Here is a 14,467-nt window from a genome sequence, read left to right as displayed (position 1 = left end):
CCGACCTGCCCCCGCGCGATTGCCCCCTCTTGTCGTCTCTTCGCCGGGATGCGACGATTCGCGGCAACGCGCCCGTGCCGAGGCGGGCCCGACACCGGTTGCTCGCCGACCGGCCGATCCGGCGGAAGGCGCGGCCCCCGCCCCCACGTAGACTGGATGCCCGTGGCTCTCACCATCGGAATCGTCCGATGCCTGCGTCTAAGTACGCGTAAGGGGCGAGTCCACTACGACACGCGGAATCGTATTGGGCGGGTTGATCGTGATCCGGTCCACAAGCAGCCTCAGCGCCTCGCGGCGGCGCTCGATAGGTAGATCCGGCCATCGTTCCACTAGGTCGCCGACGAACGCGAGAGGGCGCACTGTAGCCTGTGCCGAGGCGCGCGTGAGCTCGGCATCCCAGGCGGCAATCTTCGCCTCGCTGGCGGCACGGTAACGCTGGTACGCATCTTCTGACACAACCTCCGGGTTGTCGAAGTAGCGGGCGGTCGCGTTGTCGAGTCGCTCCCGCTCGGCTGCGATCTTCTGCGAGATGTCCCTTGTGGGGTTGGCGACGAGTACGGGCCGGCGCGGCGCGTCCTGCGCAGCCTTGTTCAATCGATCACGGATCTTGTTGAGCCATTTCAGAACTTCGGCATCGATGACGTGAGCGGCGAGCGAGGCATCGGCGTGAACTCGGTATGTCGCGGACTCAATGCACGCGTACCGAGGGCGACCGTGGTCCGTGCGGCCTGACATTCGACTACCGCAGTGGCAGAAGAGTATCCCCGAATAGGTGTACGGCGATCGCTCTGCGCGCGGTCGGCGTCGGCGTGCATCGCGTGCGGCGCGATATCGCGCCCACTCATCAGCGTCGATCACTGGCTCGTGCGCGCCATCGTGGAGATCGCCGCGAAAGAGGATGAGCCCGGCACCGAATCCCGAGTCGAGCAGTCGGAGGATTGCGGGCGTGTTCCATCGCGCATAGCGCGCGTATTGCTCTCCCTCAGCGGGGCGGGCGACCGGGCCGCTGAGGCGCTCGGCGATCTGTAACGCGGAGTCGCCGGCCGTGTAGTCGCGGTACATGCTGGCGAGGATCGGGCCCTCAATCGGGTCGATCTCATAGCCGCGCTCTCGTGTGTAGGCGTAGCCGAAGTGACGCTGGCCGTTCGGCGTGAGGCCGTGGCGGACGCGCCGCTCAAGCGTTTCCTTCCAGGTCGCGCCGATCGATTCGGCGACGTAGACCGCATGCTCGATCATCATTCCGCGGCCGTACCTGCCCGCGGGCGATTGGTCGTTGGGCTCGGTGGCTGACAGGATCAGCCCGCCTGCGCTCTCGATGCGATCCTGCGTGATTGCCCACTTGAGGCGGTGGCGGGCGGTCCGGTCGATGCGCCACACGACGAGAGTGTCGGCGGCTTTCGCCTCGATGCGGTCGCAGCCATAGCTGAGGCGCGCCCACCATGCGGACTTGTTGCGTGATCCGGATTCGTCTATGCCCTCGATCCACTCCACAATCTCGATGTTCTCGCGTTCGGCGAACTGCTCGATTGCGTAGCGTTGGTTTTCGGGAGACGTCATCCCGTCGCGCTCTTTCGAAACGCGGATCGCGCCTATGCCGCGGCGGCGGGCCGGCACGGCTGCGAGTCGGACTGCGGGGCTGGTTGGCTTCATGAGTCGCACCGCGCCGCAGGATTCAGTCGCTCGGTCCTGCCGCCTCGGCAATGACGGCGACGACGGAGAGTTGAAGCTCGTCGCAGAGCGATACAAGTTGCGCGATCGTCATCTGTCGTTCCGCGCGGAAGAACTTGGATATCTGAGACTGCGAGATGCCGGTGCGGCGCGCCAATTCGGTCTGCGTCATGAACGTCTGCTCGGCGTGCTCTCGAAGAATCTCGGCGACAGCCTGACTGATTGTCGCCGGGGTTCTCACGCGCTGACCGTAGTTCCCCGGGTGTCGAAGTCGGCTTGGTTTGGATTGCTAGTTCGAGTGAACTAGCATCCGGTGAATCTCGAGGCCCCACGCCTCGCGGGCCGGTTGGGGAAGTCATGGATGTGTTGTCGGTGTTGAAGCTTGGTTCGGAGCGCACAGTGTGCGGTACGGGGCGCGCATGTGAGGCGGTATGCCCGGTCGCGCGGGAGGGGCGAATCTGCCCTACCGCGGTCGAGTACCTGGACGAGATCAGCTGACTCACGAACTTGCCCGCTTCATTGCATCGCGGGCGAACTGATCGAACGTGATCCCGAGTAGGTCTAGTGCGGGGAATAGCACGCTCATAGGCAGTTCTGCCTTTCCTCGCGCTCGGTTGTAGAACGTTGTGTAGTCGGTCGGGGTGCCCGCTTCATTGAGCGCGCGTACGAATGGCGCAATGTTGCGCCACTGACTGCCGGCGATCTCGGCGCGGAGTTGATCCGCCATTGCCTGTGCTCGTGGATCGTCAATCTTGGTCATGGGGCCAACTATAGGCCCGGATTTACCAAATAACGAGCCGTTGTCGAGAGGCAACAGTCTTGTTAGAGGTTTCCACAATCTTTGCATCAGGACCAAGATATGCCGCTCCGGGGACCAAGTCGTTGCTAACTTGTTCCCGTGACCAAGATTCTTTCCCCTGACACCAAGCTTCACATCGGCGTGCAACGTTTGGCCGCTGGTATCGACTGCCTCCTTGCGGACCACTCCAAGGGGCGCCGCGACCGGAAGTGGCTCGCCGAGCGATCGAATCTCTCGAAGACGTCGCTCTATCGAAAGCTGGGTGATCCGGGGTCGCTCGATGCCGACGATCTCTTCGCCATTGCTGACGCTTTCGACGTCGATCTCGATGAGCTGTACCGCGTGGGGGCCGAGGCGCTTGACGCGCGGCGCGACGCGGCGTGAGCGAGATGACTCCACAAGAGCGCCTAGTCGCTGCGGCGATCATCCTTCGCGACGCCGTCGAGGATCTGGCCGCGATGTCCGAATCGAGTCAAGCAGCGGCCCTTCCCCTCGCCGCCTGACCCCCCACGCAGCATCCCCCTCCATCCCATAGAAGGACTCTCATGACGGTTTCCATTGACCAGGCCCCGGCTTCCATCGGCGGCGAAGAGGTTGTCGACGCTCGCTTCTCGGGCGGTGCGTATGTGGTCAGCACGTCCATGTTCAACGGCCACCGCGTGGTCACGCTCGAGTCGCCGGAGGAGGGCGATATGCCTCTGCTCCCGCATGAGGCGCTCGCTCTCGCGTGTGCGTTGCTGTCGCACGCGTCGGCGGTCATTCCGCCTTCGGCACCGCGGGTCGTCGCGTCGTTCTCGTGCCCGTGCGGGCTCCGCTCGGATCTGTTCGAGGGTCACAACCCGGAGGAGCGCGACGGGTTCGACCGTGACGTGATCGACCACGCCGACATCTGCCCTGTGGGGCGGGACTGATGCGCGTCCCGTTCCCCCGCCCGGTCGCGCGGCCCCGGCTGTCGCTCGACTGCCGCGACGGCCAGCACGCCGCATGCAAGGCGTCCGGTGACTGCGCCGGGTGCTCGTGCCACGACGAGGCCGAGCAGATCCAGGACGCGGCGTGAGCCTCGCACTGCTCCCCATTGTCGGTGACCCGACTCTCGGGGGCGACGGGGTGCGGATCGCGGTCGACGCGGACTGCCCGTCGTGCGGGTGGCCGGAACGGGTCTACGACACGCTGACGCGCCGGTTCGGTTGCGTCCGCTGCACTTACACATCTGATGAGAGGAACGGCTGATGCGCGCACGTGTCGCCATGCCGATGCCCGAGGCGTCTGCGCCCGACCTGGACGCGATCGCTGCGCCCGTCGTCGCGGCCGAGATCCGCTACCAGACGATGCCGCCGCTCGCCGATGACGAGCTCGAAGCGCTCGAGCGGTCGATCGTTGCGCACGGGATCCAGGTCGCGGTGCTCGTGGACGAGCAAGGCGTGCTCATCGATGGGCATCACCGCAAGGCGATCGCCGAACGCCTCGGGCTCGACGTGCCTACGCAGATCCGCGCCGGGCTGACCGAGGCCGAGAAGGTCGCCCTATCGATCTCGCTGAACCTGGATCGCCGTCAACTCACCCGCGACCAGAAGCGCGACATCATCGCGGCATCGCTGAAGGCGGACCCGTCCGCTTCGAACCGGGAGCACGCACGCATCACGGGCGCGAGTCACGTCACGGTCGCGGCGGTCCGCGCGGATCTCGTGGCGACTGGACAGGTTGACCAGTTGGACAAGACGCGGGGCGCGGACGGGCGCGAGCGCACCACAACCCCGACCCGGTCAACGGTGACCGTGCTCAATCCTGCGTCGGGCGAACTCTCCGACGTTCCCGTCGTCACGACCACGACGACGCGAACCGTGATCGACCCGCAGCGAGCCGAGCCGGCCGACGTCATCGAACGGGCGATCTCCGACGTCGAGCGCGTCGTATCGCGAACCGTCGACCTGTCGACCGCTGATCTTCCCGCCGATCGTGCCCTCGAGTGGTCGCGGCGCCTGTCGGTATCCATCACCACACTCCGCGCGTTCGCGCACCTGATCGAAGGGCAAGCATGAGCATCACCGTCAAGCAGGCGATCGACGCGGCGACCATGCCGCGGCATCTGCTCCGCGCCGTGACCACACCCGATACGACCCGCGAGGAATGGCACGCGATCCGCGCGACCGGCGTCACGGCATCCCGCGCGCACGAGGTCGCACACGGTGGCCGTGCCACGTGGAAGCGGATCGCGACCGAGATCGAGGACGGCCCCGCCTTCAGGGGGAACGCACACACGGCACGCGGTAACGAGCGTGAGCCGTTCCTGCTCGAGTGGGCGTCCGTGTTCGTCACCCCGTGCACGCCGTCGCCGCTGGTGTTCGCGCACCCGGGCAACCCTCGGCACATGGCGACCCCGGACGGGTTCGGGTTCGGATCGACCCCGGGCGAGTCGTTCGGAGTGGAGGCGAAGTCGCACGACGCGAACTGGGCAACCGACGAGATCCCCGCCGACCACATGGATCAGATGCAGTTCGGCATGTGGGTGACCGGGTTCGACCGGTGGCTGTACGTGTGGGAGGTCATGGGCGAGGACGGCCGTCCGACGCTCCAGGATCCGAAGCACCTGTGGGTGCGACGCGATGACGTGCGGATCGCGCGTCTCGTGCGCGAGGCCGACGCGTATCTCGCATGGCTCGACGCCGGGGCGCCTGACCTTGACGAGATCCCGAACGAACTTGACGACGCGCTCGCAGTGGATGCCGCCGCCGCGGCGATCGAGTCGGCCGCGAAGCGACGCCGGAAGGATGCCCGCCCGACGATCGACGCCTACCTGGACGAGCACGGCAAAGAGTCGACCGTGCGCGTCGGCGGCACCCGTGCATCCCTCACCCGAACCGCCGAGGACTTCACCGACGCCAACGCCGCCGCGTGGGAACTCGGCGACCCCGAGCACTTCGCCGAGTACGTCGAGGCGCTGCAACAGGCATCGGACGCGCGAGCGCGTGCCGAGCAGTTGGAAGCCGAGGCGGTTGAGCGTTTCCCGATCACTCGAATCAAGTACGGACCCGTGCGGGTCGCAGCGAACAAGGAGCCGAAGGCAGCATGACGAACGATCCGACAACCGACGACGTCGCGCAGGCGCTCGCCGAGTACGAACGACTGGCGATCGGAACGGGCGCCCGTGTTGGGTTCGGCGCGCCCGAGTTCGCCGCGGCTGACGGCATATGGTCGCAGGCCTGGTTGCCTGAGACGCCACCCGTCGCCGCTCGCGCCGTGGTGACCCGCGACGGCGCGGCAACGACCGTCGTCCGCCTCTGGCGCGACGCGCTCCCTGCCGACGACGCATGGCGGGCACTGTGGGAGCAGCGGCCGATGCCACTGTTCGGCGCGTACGTGCGCCGAGACGCGATCCGCCGCGCCTTCCGTGACGTCATCGGCGACCGCCGCGAGCCGGACGAGGTCGCGCCGCCCGTGAAGGCACCCGCGCCGCGCGACTTCGCCAAGGAGTTGCGGGGCACTGAATCTGCCGTCGAGGTTGACGTACTGTTCACCGCCGCACAGAAGGCGGGCGCGATGACGCCGACTCTCGAGACGGCATTCCGGAAGGCGCACGCCGCGCATCGAATCGCGGACGCGCTGGTGATCGAGCCGGCAGATCCGCAGCCGCTCCGAATCTCGCGCGCCGCGAATCTACCGACGCCGCGCCCGCCCGCTCCGCATGTCCCAAAGCTCACCGATGCCGGTAAGCCCGTCACCCGCAAGGGTCAGTCTCGCGCTCAGCGGGACACGGGCAAGCGTCACGGGGGCCGGTCGTGACCGTCGATGAGATGCGCGCAAAGCTCGCGTACTCCCGAAGGCGGCTCGAGGCTGCGAACGAGGCGAAGGCGCACGCCGAGACGCTGTCGGCGTCGGCGCGCGAGATGGGCGGCGCGATCCCCGGGTTCGGCGGATCCGGGAACCAACGCGCAGCGCGACAGATGCGCGGTGCGTACGGTCGCGCGGATGCCGCTCACAAGGATGCCGACGAGCGGATCGAGAAGTGGAAGTACCGGATCCGCTCGCTCGAGCGACGCATCGCTGGGCACGAGCGAGTGCGGTTCACTGCCGCCGATCTGAAGGGCGTGACGCACGTGCGCACGTCGACCACCTGGCGCAAGGTCGTGCGGGTCAACGCGAAGTCCGTCACGGTGGCAACGCCGTACTCGTGGACGGATCGCATCGCGATTGACCAGGTCCGCGAGCACCGGACGGTGACCTCGTGAGCGATGTACAGGAGAGGTTCGCCGAGCAGCGGGACCGTGCCGAATCGCTGGTCGATCAGTCCGCCGAGGACCCGTTGACGATCGCGCGCGTTCTGCACCACCTGTCGATGCTCAGCCGGGAGATGAACAAGACGATCGCGGATCTCGCAACGCGCGCCGCCGACCTCCGCGTGGATGCGGACGCACGTCGAGCACGACTGATCGATGAGGCGCAGGAAAAGGGGTTGACCCTCGCGCGTGCGCGCGACCGCGCCACGTACGAGACGCGAGAGGACCGCCGCGCGGCAGAGCAAGCCGACGTGATCGTTGACTACGCGAAGCGCACGCAGGCATCCGTGAACCGTCGCCACTACGGACTCATGAACGTCGGCAAGACCGTGGACCGGGAGACGCGATGAGCGAGCTCATGCCCGAAGAGGCGTTCCGGAAGCGAAAGGCCGACGCCGTCGCGAAGGCTGAAGCGCTCGTCGCGAGGGGGGGCGAGCGCTTGGAGACGGCGATGCGTGAGTATGACGCCGAGGTCGCCCGGCACGAGGAGCGCGGCGACGGGTTCTTCTCTGCGGCGTACGTCTTTGCTCGCAAGGAAGCGGTGCTGGCGCGGAAGAGCTATGACGCGCGGGTGTCTCGGCTGAGCACTGCGCGCGCCGAACTCGCGGCGCCCGTCATGCCCCTACCTGCGGCGGTCGCATCGTGACCAAGCCGGGGGAGTTCTCACCCGACGTCGTGGAACTGATCTGGATCCGTGACGGCGGGGCGTGCGTCGACTGCGGGATGCCGCAGGTTCGTGAGCGTCGCGGCGAGGCGTTCGGCGGCTGGTCGATACAGCACCGTGAGGCACGCGGAGCAGGCGGCACGAGCAAGGGCGCGGTGCGCAAGAACGCGCGCCCGTGGCTGGTGCTCGCATCGAACGGTGCCGTCATGTGCGGGACCGGTGTCACGGGATGCCACGGCCGCGCTGAGACGAAGGACCGACGTCGCGCGTTCGATCTCGGGTTCGCCGTCCGGCCTGGCGTCCGCCGCCCGGCCGAGATGCCGATCCGTCACGCGCTGCACGGATGGGTGACCCTCACGGATGACGGCGATTGGGAGCCGGCCGAGGCGCCCGAAGAGGAAGCGATCGCCGCATGACGCCGCGCATAGTCGCCGTCGACCACTTCGCGGGGACCGGATGGGGTGTCGCCTGCCATTGGCTCGGCATCCTTGAGTACGGCGTGGAGAAGATGCACGAGGCGATCCGCACGCGCACGCGCGCTGGGTTCCGGACGATCTATCGCGACGTGTGGTCAGGTCTGTTTCACCCGTGGCTCGTGCCGCTGCATCGCCTCTACATCGCATCCCCGCCATGTCAGACGTTCAGCGTCGCTGGTCGCGGTGAGGGCCGGAAGGCGCTTGAACAGGTGCTCGCGCTTGTCGCGTCCGGCGCGTGGAAGGACCCCGCGCGGCTGCTCGCCGCTGGCGGCGACCTCGGCGACGAGCGGACCGCGCTCGTCCTGACCCCGCTCGCGCACATCTGGGCGCATCGCCCCGAACTGATCGCGCTCGAGCAGGTGCCGACCGTGCTCCCGGTATGGGAAGCGATCGCCGACGTGCTGCGCGGGCTCGGCTACTCAGTCTGGGTGGGGAACATGCAGGCCGAGCAGTACGGAGTGCCGCAGACCAGGAAGCGTGCGATCCTCATCGCCCGCGCTGACGGCGTCCCCGCTCGCCCCCCCCGTCCCGACTCACTCGCGGTACTACTCGCGGACCCCCGGAAAGCTGGATCCCGGCGTAAAGCGGTGGGTGACGATGGCTGAGGCGCTGGGTTGGGGCATGACGGACCGGCCATATCCAACGATCGCGACCGGCACGGAGAACGGTGGCACTGATCCGGCAGCGCTCGGCGGATCCGGCGCCCGACGCACGGTCTACGCCGAGCGTGCGGCAGGGCGGTGGGAGTCGTCCGGCGACGCCGACAACGATGGCGGTGTATTGCGCCTCTCGAGCGGCGAGGCCGCGACCATTCAGACCTACCCGCGCGGATGGGGCTTCACGGAGCGGCCCGCCATGACGGTGCACGGTCACGGTCTACTCACGCGCGGCCCGTCCGGGCAGAAGGAAGCGATCGTCGCTGGTCTCGAGGCGGGCACGTTCCTGCCTCGCCCGCCGTACTCGCTCGAGTCGGCGCGCAAGCCGGGCGAGCAACGCGACGACTACGTGTCGCTATCCGATCGCTACGAGCCCGACGCCGTCAACTTCACCGTTGAGGAAGCGGCGATCCTTCAGACGTTCCCGGCGTGGGCATTCGAGCGACCGGCCACAACAGTCGTTGCAGACCCTCGGCTTGGCGGGCCGGGCCGTTCGGAGTACGTCAAGGGTGGTGTGTCTCGGCAGAATCGCCCGGGCTCGATGAAGCTCACTGAGGCGCAGGCCGCGGCGTTGCAGTCCTACCCGGCGCCGTTCCCTTTCCAGGGTGGCCGAGGCAAGCAGTTCCTGCAGATCGGCAACGCGGTGCCGCCGTTGCTGGCTCACGCGATCATCAGCGAATTGGTGCGGCCTGCGGCGGCGGCTATCGTGCCGACGCTCGCGCCCGTCGAGCTCTCGACCGAGATGTCTCTGTGGGATCAGGTTTTCGACGGGATCGCCGCGTGACGCCCGCGAAGGTGGTCGACGGCGGCTGGTCGACGGATGAGAAGGGCTGGAAGCTCGACCCGTCGCAGGCTGAGCATGTCCGCAAGGTGAACGCGGAGGCGATGGCCCGCATTGATCGGACCCATACCGGCTATCCGGTGTGCGGGTTGTGTGGTCAGCGGGTGATCAAGCTCGACCGTTTCGGGCTGTGCTCGAAGGTGTCGCAGCCGCACCAGGACGACCGGGCCGCGGCGCGCGCTGATGAGAAGGCGGCGAACCGATGAAGCCGGTCACGATTTACGCCGTGTACTGGCGCGCGGCAGGCGTGCTGAAGGTCGGGCGCACGACGTCGCCCGTGCTCCGAATGATCGGCCTGACCCGGACCGGTGGCGAGGTGTTCATCCTGTCTCGGGATCACGCGCCGACGACTGAGCGGTTCGTGCTCGACGCCGTCGCCGAGCATTACCCGCGCGCGTTCGCGTCGGAGTCCGAGGGTCGCGTGATCCTGCCCGGTGGCCGCGGGTTCACTGAGTGCTTCCGGGTTGCACCCGATGATCTACTGCCCGCGTTGCGGGCTGTTCTGCGAGGAATGAATCGGCATGACGATTGGCAAGCTGCGGCCGACGCCGCCCGACCTGTGGACCGACGAGGACCTGATCTCGCTCCCGCTCGAGGTGAAGTGGACGGCGCTCGGGCTGAGGATGCACGCGGACGATCACGGTCGGGAGACGTGCACGGATTGGAAGCTGCGCCCGTCGATCTGGCCGGGAGCGTCGCTGACCGAGGACGACCTGACCGAGCATCTGCTGATCCTCGACGCGGCCGGGTACATCGGCATCTACGCCGAGGGCGGGCGCACGTACTACCAAGTTCGGGAGTGGCCTTCCGTGTCGCATCCGCTCCGGTCGAAGCATCCCGCCCCGCCGCCCGACCTCTTCCAGCGGGCCGCTGGCGACCCGCTGGCGGGCCGCTCGGCATGGGAGAGAGAGGGAGAGGGGGAGTGGGCGAGCGAGGGCGAGAGCCCCGGCGCGCGGCTCGCTGGATTCCCGCCGTCCCCGTTCTGCAAGGTCCATCACCCGCACGGAACGACCAACGACTGTCGCCACTGCGGGACCGCTCGCAACGCCGCCAAGGTCTGGGAGCAGGAGAACCGGGGGACTCCGGATGAATCGCTCTGACCGTGATCGTCTCGCAGTGCTCGACGGTGCGATCCTGCGGTTCGACCAGGCCGAGGCCAAGGCGCTGACCGCGATGCAGAACGCCGGATTTCCAGTGCGATCGATCAGCGAGGCGAGAGAGATCCAAGCCGAATACCGAGAGGCAGCGCGACTCCAGGCACATGCCCTCGCGCGGATGAGCGTCATTGCTCAGGGAGGAAGGAAGCGATGACGGTCATGGATGATCGGGGGTGCGTTCGCTGTCGGGTGCCCGACATGCATTTCGCGGTATGTGACGACTTCGGCGACGACGGTCCCGGCGAGTGCTCAGGGTGCGTCCCGGTGGGTGCTCGTGAAGGCGCCTACATCTGCGAACGCTGCTACCGGGGCGCGACGCGGCACCTCGAGGACGTCGCCGATCTTGTCGGGTCGATTCGGTCGAAGGCGGATCCGATGAAGTCGGGGTGGAACTTCGATCGGCTGTCGGTGACGTCGTCGCGGGTGGACATGCCGGCGCCGGTCGCCTCGGACTATATCGACGCGCCGAATGATCTCGTGCGCGGGCTGCGTGCGTGGGCTCTGCTGGTGCAGTTCGGTGTCGGGCATCCGTGGCGTGCTGAACCGCTCGAGGCGGGGATCTCGTCTGAGGATGCGTACGAGGATGCGAACGGGTGCGCGCTGGTGATCCTTGACGGGTTCGACCGGCTCGCGAACGACTCGCGTGTGATCGGGCATCTGGTCGCGTTCCTGTGTGACATGGAGATCGAGGGTGCGCCGGGGCAGTGGACCGTCGCGGCGGCTGCGGCGAAGTGGCCGCTCGAGGATCGCGAGCGGTGGACGGCGACCCCGTGCCCGGAGTGCGACTGCAAGACGGTGCGGATCAAGCCGCCGCGCGGCGTCAAGTCCCCGGCCCGGTTCCGGTGCACGACGTGCGACTGGGAGCGGTCGGATCGGGACGACTCGGGGTTGTGGGCTGAGATTTTCGCCGACGAGGTGCACGCACGCGATATCCCGCTCGGCGACAAGGATCGCACGACGGCGCACGATCCGCGGTGGATGACGCTCGCCGATGCCGCGAAGCTCGCCGGGGTCACCGGATCGAGGGTGCACGGGTGGGCTGATCAGGGTTCGGTGCGACGTAGCGCGGAAGGCCGGTATTGGCGTGAAGACGTGCAGGCGAGGGCTGGTGCGCTCGGCGTTGACCGGCTGCTCGCAGCGATGGACACAGAGGGCGCCGCGGTCGACGCGGCGGCATGAGAGAGGGAACCGATGAGCGCATGGGATGACGTGCCCACTATCGCCCAGATCGAGCGGGATCTACCGCTCGCTGACGACTTCGAGGAATGGCTGACGGCCGCGTTCGATGAGATCGCGGAAGCGAACTACGAGCGCAGACATGGCGACCACGACGACCGCGGATACTTCGCCGAGCTTGCGGGTTCCCCCGGGTGCGTCGCGCTCGGGCACGCCTCGCACGTGGACGACGAGCATCCGCTGTTCGAGGAATGGGCAGGCGAGCACCCTGAGTCCTGGGAGGGCGAGCGGCTGTGCGAGGCGACGAAGTACGGCACTGCGTGCACGGCCTGCGAGGGCGACTGCGGCAACTACTGGGAGCCGGTCAATCTCTGGGAGCTCCCCGGAGTGATGCGCGCTCACGAGACGAACGGGGCCGACGCGGTCGACGCGGCGGCATGACGAGAGGACTAGAGGACATGGCAGAGACAGAGATCGTGCACCGCGCACCCGAGCCCGGGTCGAACCTCACGGCGTGCTGCAAGCGGGTGCCGTTCGACCTCCCAATCGATGACCGGTTGACGGTCGTGGGGGACATCACGTGCCCGGTTCCGATGCGGGCCTATACCGAGGGGTTCGAGGAAGGTCTGCGGCACGGGTACGAGCTCGCGGGCGCCGACGCGGTCGCTCGTGTGCTGGCGGTCCGCGGTGACATCGCGACCGCGCTCGACGCGTACGCGAAAGCACGCTGGACTCACTCGAGCGTCGACCAGTGGGCGAACGTCGCTCACGATCTGCTCGGGACTGTCTATGCAGCCGTCTCGGGTGAGGATGGCGACGAACTCGCGGATGCGACCGTGCTCGGCGATGTCGTCGCGGAGCGTGCCCGTCAGGATGCGAAGTGGGGACCGCCGAGCGATCGGATGGACGGGACCGGGCCGCAGTCCCGGCCGCTCGGGCTGCTCGACGTCACGGGCGATTGGCTGTCCCATGTCGGAGCGGAGGATCTGGCCGAGACTGCGAAGCGATCGACCGACACGGCATCGCGTGAGGGTCGTCTGACGTGGGCGCACATTCTGCTCGAGGAAGTGTTCGAGGCGTTCGCCGAGTCTGACCGGGGGCGGCTTCGGGCTGAGTTGGTCCAGGTCGCGGCCGTCGCCGTGAAGTGGGCGCGGATGATCGACGCGCGCCCCGCGCCGGCCGTCGAGATGAGGGCGGCGGCATGACCGAGTATGAGCCTCAGTACCGCTACTGGGTCGCGGAGAAGATGGACACCGGGTGGCGATGCGTCCGGAAGACGAACTGGCGGTGGGTAGCGCGGCGGCACGCACGGCGCATGGTTCGTCGCGGCTACCGGTACAAGGTGGTGGACAGGGGATGATGCCGACCCCCGATCGGTGGCTGACCCTCTCGGATGCCGCGAAGCGCGTCGGACGGACCGAGCGCACGCTGCGGAACTGGGTCGCGGCCGACGAGATCAAGCCCACCCTGAAGCGATTCCGCGAGTCGGATCTGATCGTGGCCGACAAGCGGATGCGGGCGAAGGTCGGGCGCTCAGAGGGTGGCGGCGAGCGGCTATGCGCGTGGTGTCGCGGCCCGATCCCCGCGACCTTGCGTGCTGACGCGGTGTGCTGCTCGAAGCGGTGTCGACAGGCGCGGCACCGCTTCGCCTCGGGCGTAGGCGTCGCGCCCGCCGGCGGTCACGACGTCTTGCGTCTCGCCTACGCGGACCCGCCATACCCGGGCCTGTCGAAGCGGTATTACGGGGACCATCCCGACTATGCGGGCGAGGTCGACCATAGGCGTCTCGTGGAGCAGCTCGACGGATACGACGGGTGGGCATTGTCAACGTCGGCGCGTGCGCTGAAGGACGTGCTTGCGCTCTGCCCTCCCGGATCCCGGGTTGCCGCATGGGTGCGTGGTGAGCGACCAACCCGAAGCGCAGGGCCGCTGAACGCGTGGGAGCCGGTCATCTATTGGGGCGGTCGCCGGGACGCGTCGCGTTCCACCACGGCGGGCGAGAAGGTGTCGCGTCTCACCGGCGTGGAGCGACACGTCGCGGGCGAATCGAGCGACACGTCGCGCGCACCAGGTAGACGCGTCGCGGAGGACCTTGGCGACACGTCGCGCCACGCGGCCGCGGACGCGTCGGGAACGGCCGCTGACGACGCGTCGCGCGGATCCGCGCGACGCGTTGACGTGCTGACCTACCGGCCAGGGGCTCGCACGACCGAGCCTGGGCGGGTAGTCGGCGCGAAGCCGGCTGAATTCTGCAGGTGGGTGTTCGATCTTCTCGGCGCGGAACCGCAGGACGAGTTCACTGACGTATTCCCCGGGTCGGGCGGTGTGCAGCGCGCATGGGACGTATTCGCCGCCTGATACGACACGCGACGCATACGTTTCCAACCCTTCCGCCGCGCGTGTTAAGCTACGCATGCGGGAAAGTTGATTCCTGACTGAATGCCCTGGCCGATCGGCCGGGGCATTCGTCGTTTCCGCCCTCATGCTCGCGCCCCGCTGACCACACGCCACACACCTGGATCCTGGGCGGTCGATGGTTTCGGCGGGCGCGCGACTCTTCGCCCCCACGCGCGCGCGTGGGAGGCGTTCTGACCTCCTTGGGATGGGAGACAGCAACCGCGGATGCTGTGACAATGCGCGGCGCGTGACCCGGCGCGAATGAACGGGGGAGCGGGCGCCACCTTCGGGGGAGGGTGGCGCCCGTTCCGTGCAACAACTTCGGCCCTCGGCGATCACGCCGGGGGCTTTCGTCGTTT

The 14,467-nt window shown here is 67.8% G+C and carries 21 protein-coding genes; 18 read left to right on the top strand and 3 right to left on the bottom strand.

Going from position 1 to position 14,467, the window contains the following annotated elements; translation table 11 throughout:
- Window positions 1-198 precede the first annotated feature (198 nt).
- From KEC57_RS00465 to KEC57_RS00455, 3 genes are all read right to left on the bottom strand, one after another.
- Complete coding sequence (locus KEC57_RS00465; RefSeq protein ID WP_229382562.1) at window positions 199-1,614, bottom strand: recombinase family protein; 1,416 nt, start codon at window positions 1,612-1,614, stop codon at window positions 199-201.
- Window positions 1,615-1,672: 58 nt separating this feature from the next.
- Window positions 1,673-1,909 (bottom strand): helix-turn-helix domain-containing protein, encoded by a 237-nt coding sequence (locus tag KEC57_RS00460; RefSeq protein WP_229382561.1) that lies wholly within the window; start codon window positions 1,907-1,909, stop codon window positions 1,673-1,675.
- 258 nt (window positions 1,910-2,167) lie between these two features.
- Window positions 2,168-2,428 (bottom strand): hypothetical protein, encoded by a 261-nt coding sequence (locus KEC57_RS00455; RefSeq protein ID WP_229382560.1) that lies wholly within the window; start codon window positions 2,426-2,428, stop codon window positions 2,168-2,170.
- 138 nt (window positions 2,429-2,566) lie between these two features.
- Here KEC57_RS00455 and KEC57_RS00450 point away from each other — a divergent pair, with 138 nt between their 5' ends.
- From KEC57_RS00450 to KEC57_RS00365, 18 genes are all read left to right on the top strand, one after another.
- Window positions 2,567-2,851 (top strand): helix-turn-helix domain-containing protein, encoded by a 285-nt coding sequence (locus KEC57_RS00450; protein ID WP_229382559.1) that lies wholly within the window; start codon window positions 2,567-2,569, stop codon window positions 2,849-2,851.
- Window positions 2,852-3,012: 161 nt separating this feature from the next.
- A complete protein-coding gene (locus tag KEC57_RS00445; protein ID WP_229382558.1) occupies window positions 3,013-3,378 on the top strand; it encodes a hypothetical protein in 366 nt (121 codons plus the stop codon).
- Window positions 3,379-3,696: 318 nt separating this feature from the next.
- Window positions 3,697-4,506 carry a ParB N-terminal domain-containing protein gene (locus tag KEC57_RS00440; protein WP_229382557.1) on the top strand — a complete coding sequence of 270 codons (810 nt, stop codon included), beginning with the start codon at window positions 3,697-3,699 and terminating at the stop codon, window positions 4,504-4,506.
- Window positions 4,503-5,537: a YqaJ viral recombinase family protein gene (locus KEC57_RS00435; protein WP_229382556.1), complete on the top strand. Its 1,035-nt coding sequence runs from the start codon at window positions 4,503-4,505 to the stop codon at window positions 5,535-5,537. Before KEC57_RS00440 ends, KEC57_RS00435 begins: the two co-directional genes overlap by 4 nt.
- Window positions 5,534-6,247 carry a hypothetical protein gene (locus KEC57_RS00430; RefSeq protein WP_229382555.1) on the top strand — a complete coding sequence of 238 codons (714 nt, stop codon included), beginning with the start codon at window positions 5,534-5,536 and terminating at the stop codon, window positions 6,245-6,247. The genes KEC57_RS00435 and KEC57_RS00430 overlap by 4 nt, the downstream gene beginning before the upstream one ends.
- Window positions 6,244-6,693 (top strand): hypothetical protein, encoded by a 450-nt coding sequence (locus KEC57_RS00425; RefSeq protein WP_229382554.1) that lies wholly within the window; start codon window positions 6,244-6,246, stop codon window positions 6,691-6,693. The genes KEC57_RS00430 and KEC57_RS00425 overlap by 4 nt, the downstream gene beginning before the upstream one ends.
- A complete protein-coding gene (locus tag KEC57_RS00420; RefSeq protein WP_229382553.1) occupies window positions 6,690-7,091 on the top strand; it encodes a hypothetical protein in 402 nt (133 codons plus the stop codon). Before KEC57_RS00425 ends, KEC57_RS00420 begins: the two co-directional genes overlap by 4 nt.
- An 8-nt stretch (window positions 7,092-7,099) precedes the next feature.
- Entirely contained in the window at window positions 7,100-7,387 is a 288-nt protein-coding gene (locus KEC57_RS00415) for a hypothetical protein (RefSeq protein ID WP_229382552.1), read from the top strand.
- Window positions 7,384-7,821: a hypothetical protein gene (locus tag KEC57_RS00410; RefSeq protein ID WP_229382551.1), complete on the top strand. Its 438-nt coding sequence runs from the start codon at window positions 7,384-7,386 to the stop codon at window positions 7,819-7,821. Before KEC57_RS00415 ends, KEC57_RS00410 begins: the two co-directional genes overlap by 4 nt.
- Window positions 7,818-8,486, top strand: coding sequence for a DNA cytosine methyltransferase (locus KEC57_RS00405; protein WP_229382550.1), 669 nt, complete (start codon window positions 7,818-7,820; stop codon window positions 8,484-8,486). The genes KEC57_RS00410 and KEC57_RS00405 overlap by 4 nt, the downstream gene beginning before the upstream one ends.
- Before the next feature lie 16 nt (window positions 8,487-8,502).
- A complete protein-coding gene (locus KEC57_RS00400; protein WP_229382549.1) occupies window positions 8,503-9,321 on the top strand; it encodes a DNA cytosine methyltransferase in 819 nt (272 codons plus the stop codon).
- Window positions 9,318-9,584, top strand: a complete 267-nt coding sequence (locus tag KEC57_RS00395; protein WP_229382548.1) for a hypothetical protein — start codon at window positions 9,318-9,320, stop codon at window positions 9,582-9,584. Before KEC57_RS00400 ends, KEC57_RS00395 begins: the two co-directional genes overlap by 4 nt.
- A 315-nt stretch (window positions 9,585-9,899) precedes the next feature.
- Window positions 9,900-10,478 (top strand): hypothetical protein, encoded by a 579-nt coding sequence (locus KEC57_RS00390; RefSeq protein ID WP_229382547.1) that lies wholly within the window; start codon window positions 9,900-9,902, stop codon window positions 10,476-10,478.
- Between the two features lie 16 nt (window positions 10,479-10,494).
- Window positions 10,495-10,689: a hypothetical protein gene (locus tag KEC57_RS00385; RefSeq protein WP_229382546.1), complete on the top strand. Its 195-nt coding sequence runs from the start codon at window positions 10,495-10,497 to the stop codon at window positions 10,687-10,689.
- Between the two features lie 221 nt (window positions 10,690-10,910).
- The gene (locus tag KEC57_RS00380; protein ID WP_229382545.1) at window positions 10,911-11,714 is read left to right on the top strand and encodes a hypothetical protein; all 804 of its coding nucleotides are present in this window, start codon (window positions 10,911-10,913) and stop codon (window positions 11,712-11,714) included.
- A gap of 12 nt (window positions 11,715-11,726) precedes the next feature.
- Window positions 11,727-12,152 carry a hypothetical protein gene (locus KEC57_RS00375; protein ID WP_229382544.1) on the top strand — a complete coding sequence of 142 codons (426 nt, stop codon included), beginning with the start codon at window positions 11,727-11,729 and terminating at the stop codon, window positions 12,150-12,152.
- A gap of 17 nt (window positions 12,153-12,169) precedes the next feature.
- The gene (locus KEC57_RS00370) at window positions 12,170-12,916 is read left to right on the top strand and encodes a hypothetical protein (protein ID WP_229382543.1); all 747 of its coding nucleotides are present in this window, start codon (window positions 12,170-12,172) and stop codon (window positions 12,914-12,916) included.
- Between the two features lie 151 nt (window positions 12,917-13,067).
- Complete coding sequence (locus KEC57_RS00365) at window positions 13,068-14,069, top strand: helix-turn-helix transcriptional regulator (RefSeq protein ID WP_229382542.1); 1,002 nt, start codon at window positions 13,068-13,070, stop codon at window positions 14,067-14,069.
- Window positions 14,070-14,467 lie beyond the last annotated feature (398 nt).

Source organism: Microbacterium allomyrinae, assembly GCF_020682705.1.
GTDB classification, from domain to species: domain Bacteria; phylum Actinomycetota; class Actinomycetes; order Actinomycetales; family Microbacteriaceae; genus Microbacterium; species Microbacterium allomyrinae.
The sequence above is the reverse complement of the archived record's forward strand: the minus strand, read 5'-3'. Positions and strand labels throughout refer to the sequence as shown.

Excerpts from the sequence above, each read along its gene's own strand:
- KEC57_RS00455 (WP_229382560.1), bottom strand. The coding sequence starts at position 2,428 with ATGACCAAGATTGACGATCCACGAGCACAGGCAATGGCGGATCAACTC.
- KEC57_RS00445 (WP_229382558.1), top strand. The coding sequence starts at position 3,013 with ATGACGGTTTCCATTGACCAGGCCCCGGCTTCCATCGGCGGCGAAGAG.
- KEC57_RS00440 (WP_229382557.1), top strand. The coding sequence starts at position 3,697 with ATGCGCGCACGTGTCGCCATGCCGATGCCCGAGGCGTCTGCGCCCGAC.
- KEC57_RS00435 (WP_229382556.1), top strand. The coding sequence starts at position 4,503 with ATGAGCATCACCGTCAAGCAGGCGATCGACGCGGCGACCATGCCGCGG.
- KEC57_RS00430 (WP_229382555.1), top strand. The coding sequence starts at position 5,534 with ATGACGAACGATCCGACAACCGACGACGTCGCGCAGGCGCTCGCCGAG.
- KEC57_RS00415 (WP_229382552.1), top strand. The coding sequence starts at position 7,100 with ATGCCCGAAGAGGCGTTCCGGAAGCGAAAGGCCGACGCCGTCGCGAAG.
- KEC57_RS00405 (WP_229382550.1), top strand. The coding sequence starts at position 7,818 with ATGACGCCGCGCATAGTCGCCGTCGACCACTTCGCGGGGACCGGATGG.
- KEC57_RS00400 (WP_229382549.1), top strand. The coding sequence starts at position 8,503 with ATGACGGACCGGCCATATCCAACGATCGCGACCGGCACGGAGAACGGT.
- KEC57_RS00390 (WP_229382547.1), top strand. The coding sequence starts at position 9,900 with ATGACGATTGGCAAGCTGCGGCCGACGCCGCCCGACCTGTGGACCGAC.
- KEC57_RS00380 (WP_229382545.1), top strand. The coding sequence starts at position 10,911 with ATGAAGTCGGGGTGGAACTTCGATCGGCTGTCGGTGACGTCGTCGCGG.
- KEC57_RS00375 (WP_229382544.1), top strand. The coding sequence starts at position 11,727 with ATGAGCGCATGGGATGACGTGCCCACTATCGCCCAGATCGAGCGGGAT.
- KEC57_RS00370 (WP_229382543.1), top strand. The coding sequence starts at position 12,170 with ATGGCAGAGACAGAGATCGTGCACCGCGCACCCGAGCCCGGGTCGAAC.
- KEC57_RS00365 (WP_229382542.1), top strand. The coding sequence starts at position 13,068 with ATGATGCCGACCCCCGATCGGTGGCTGACCCTCTCGGATGCCGCGAAG.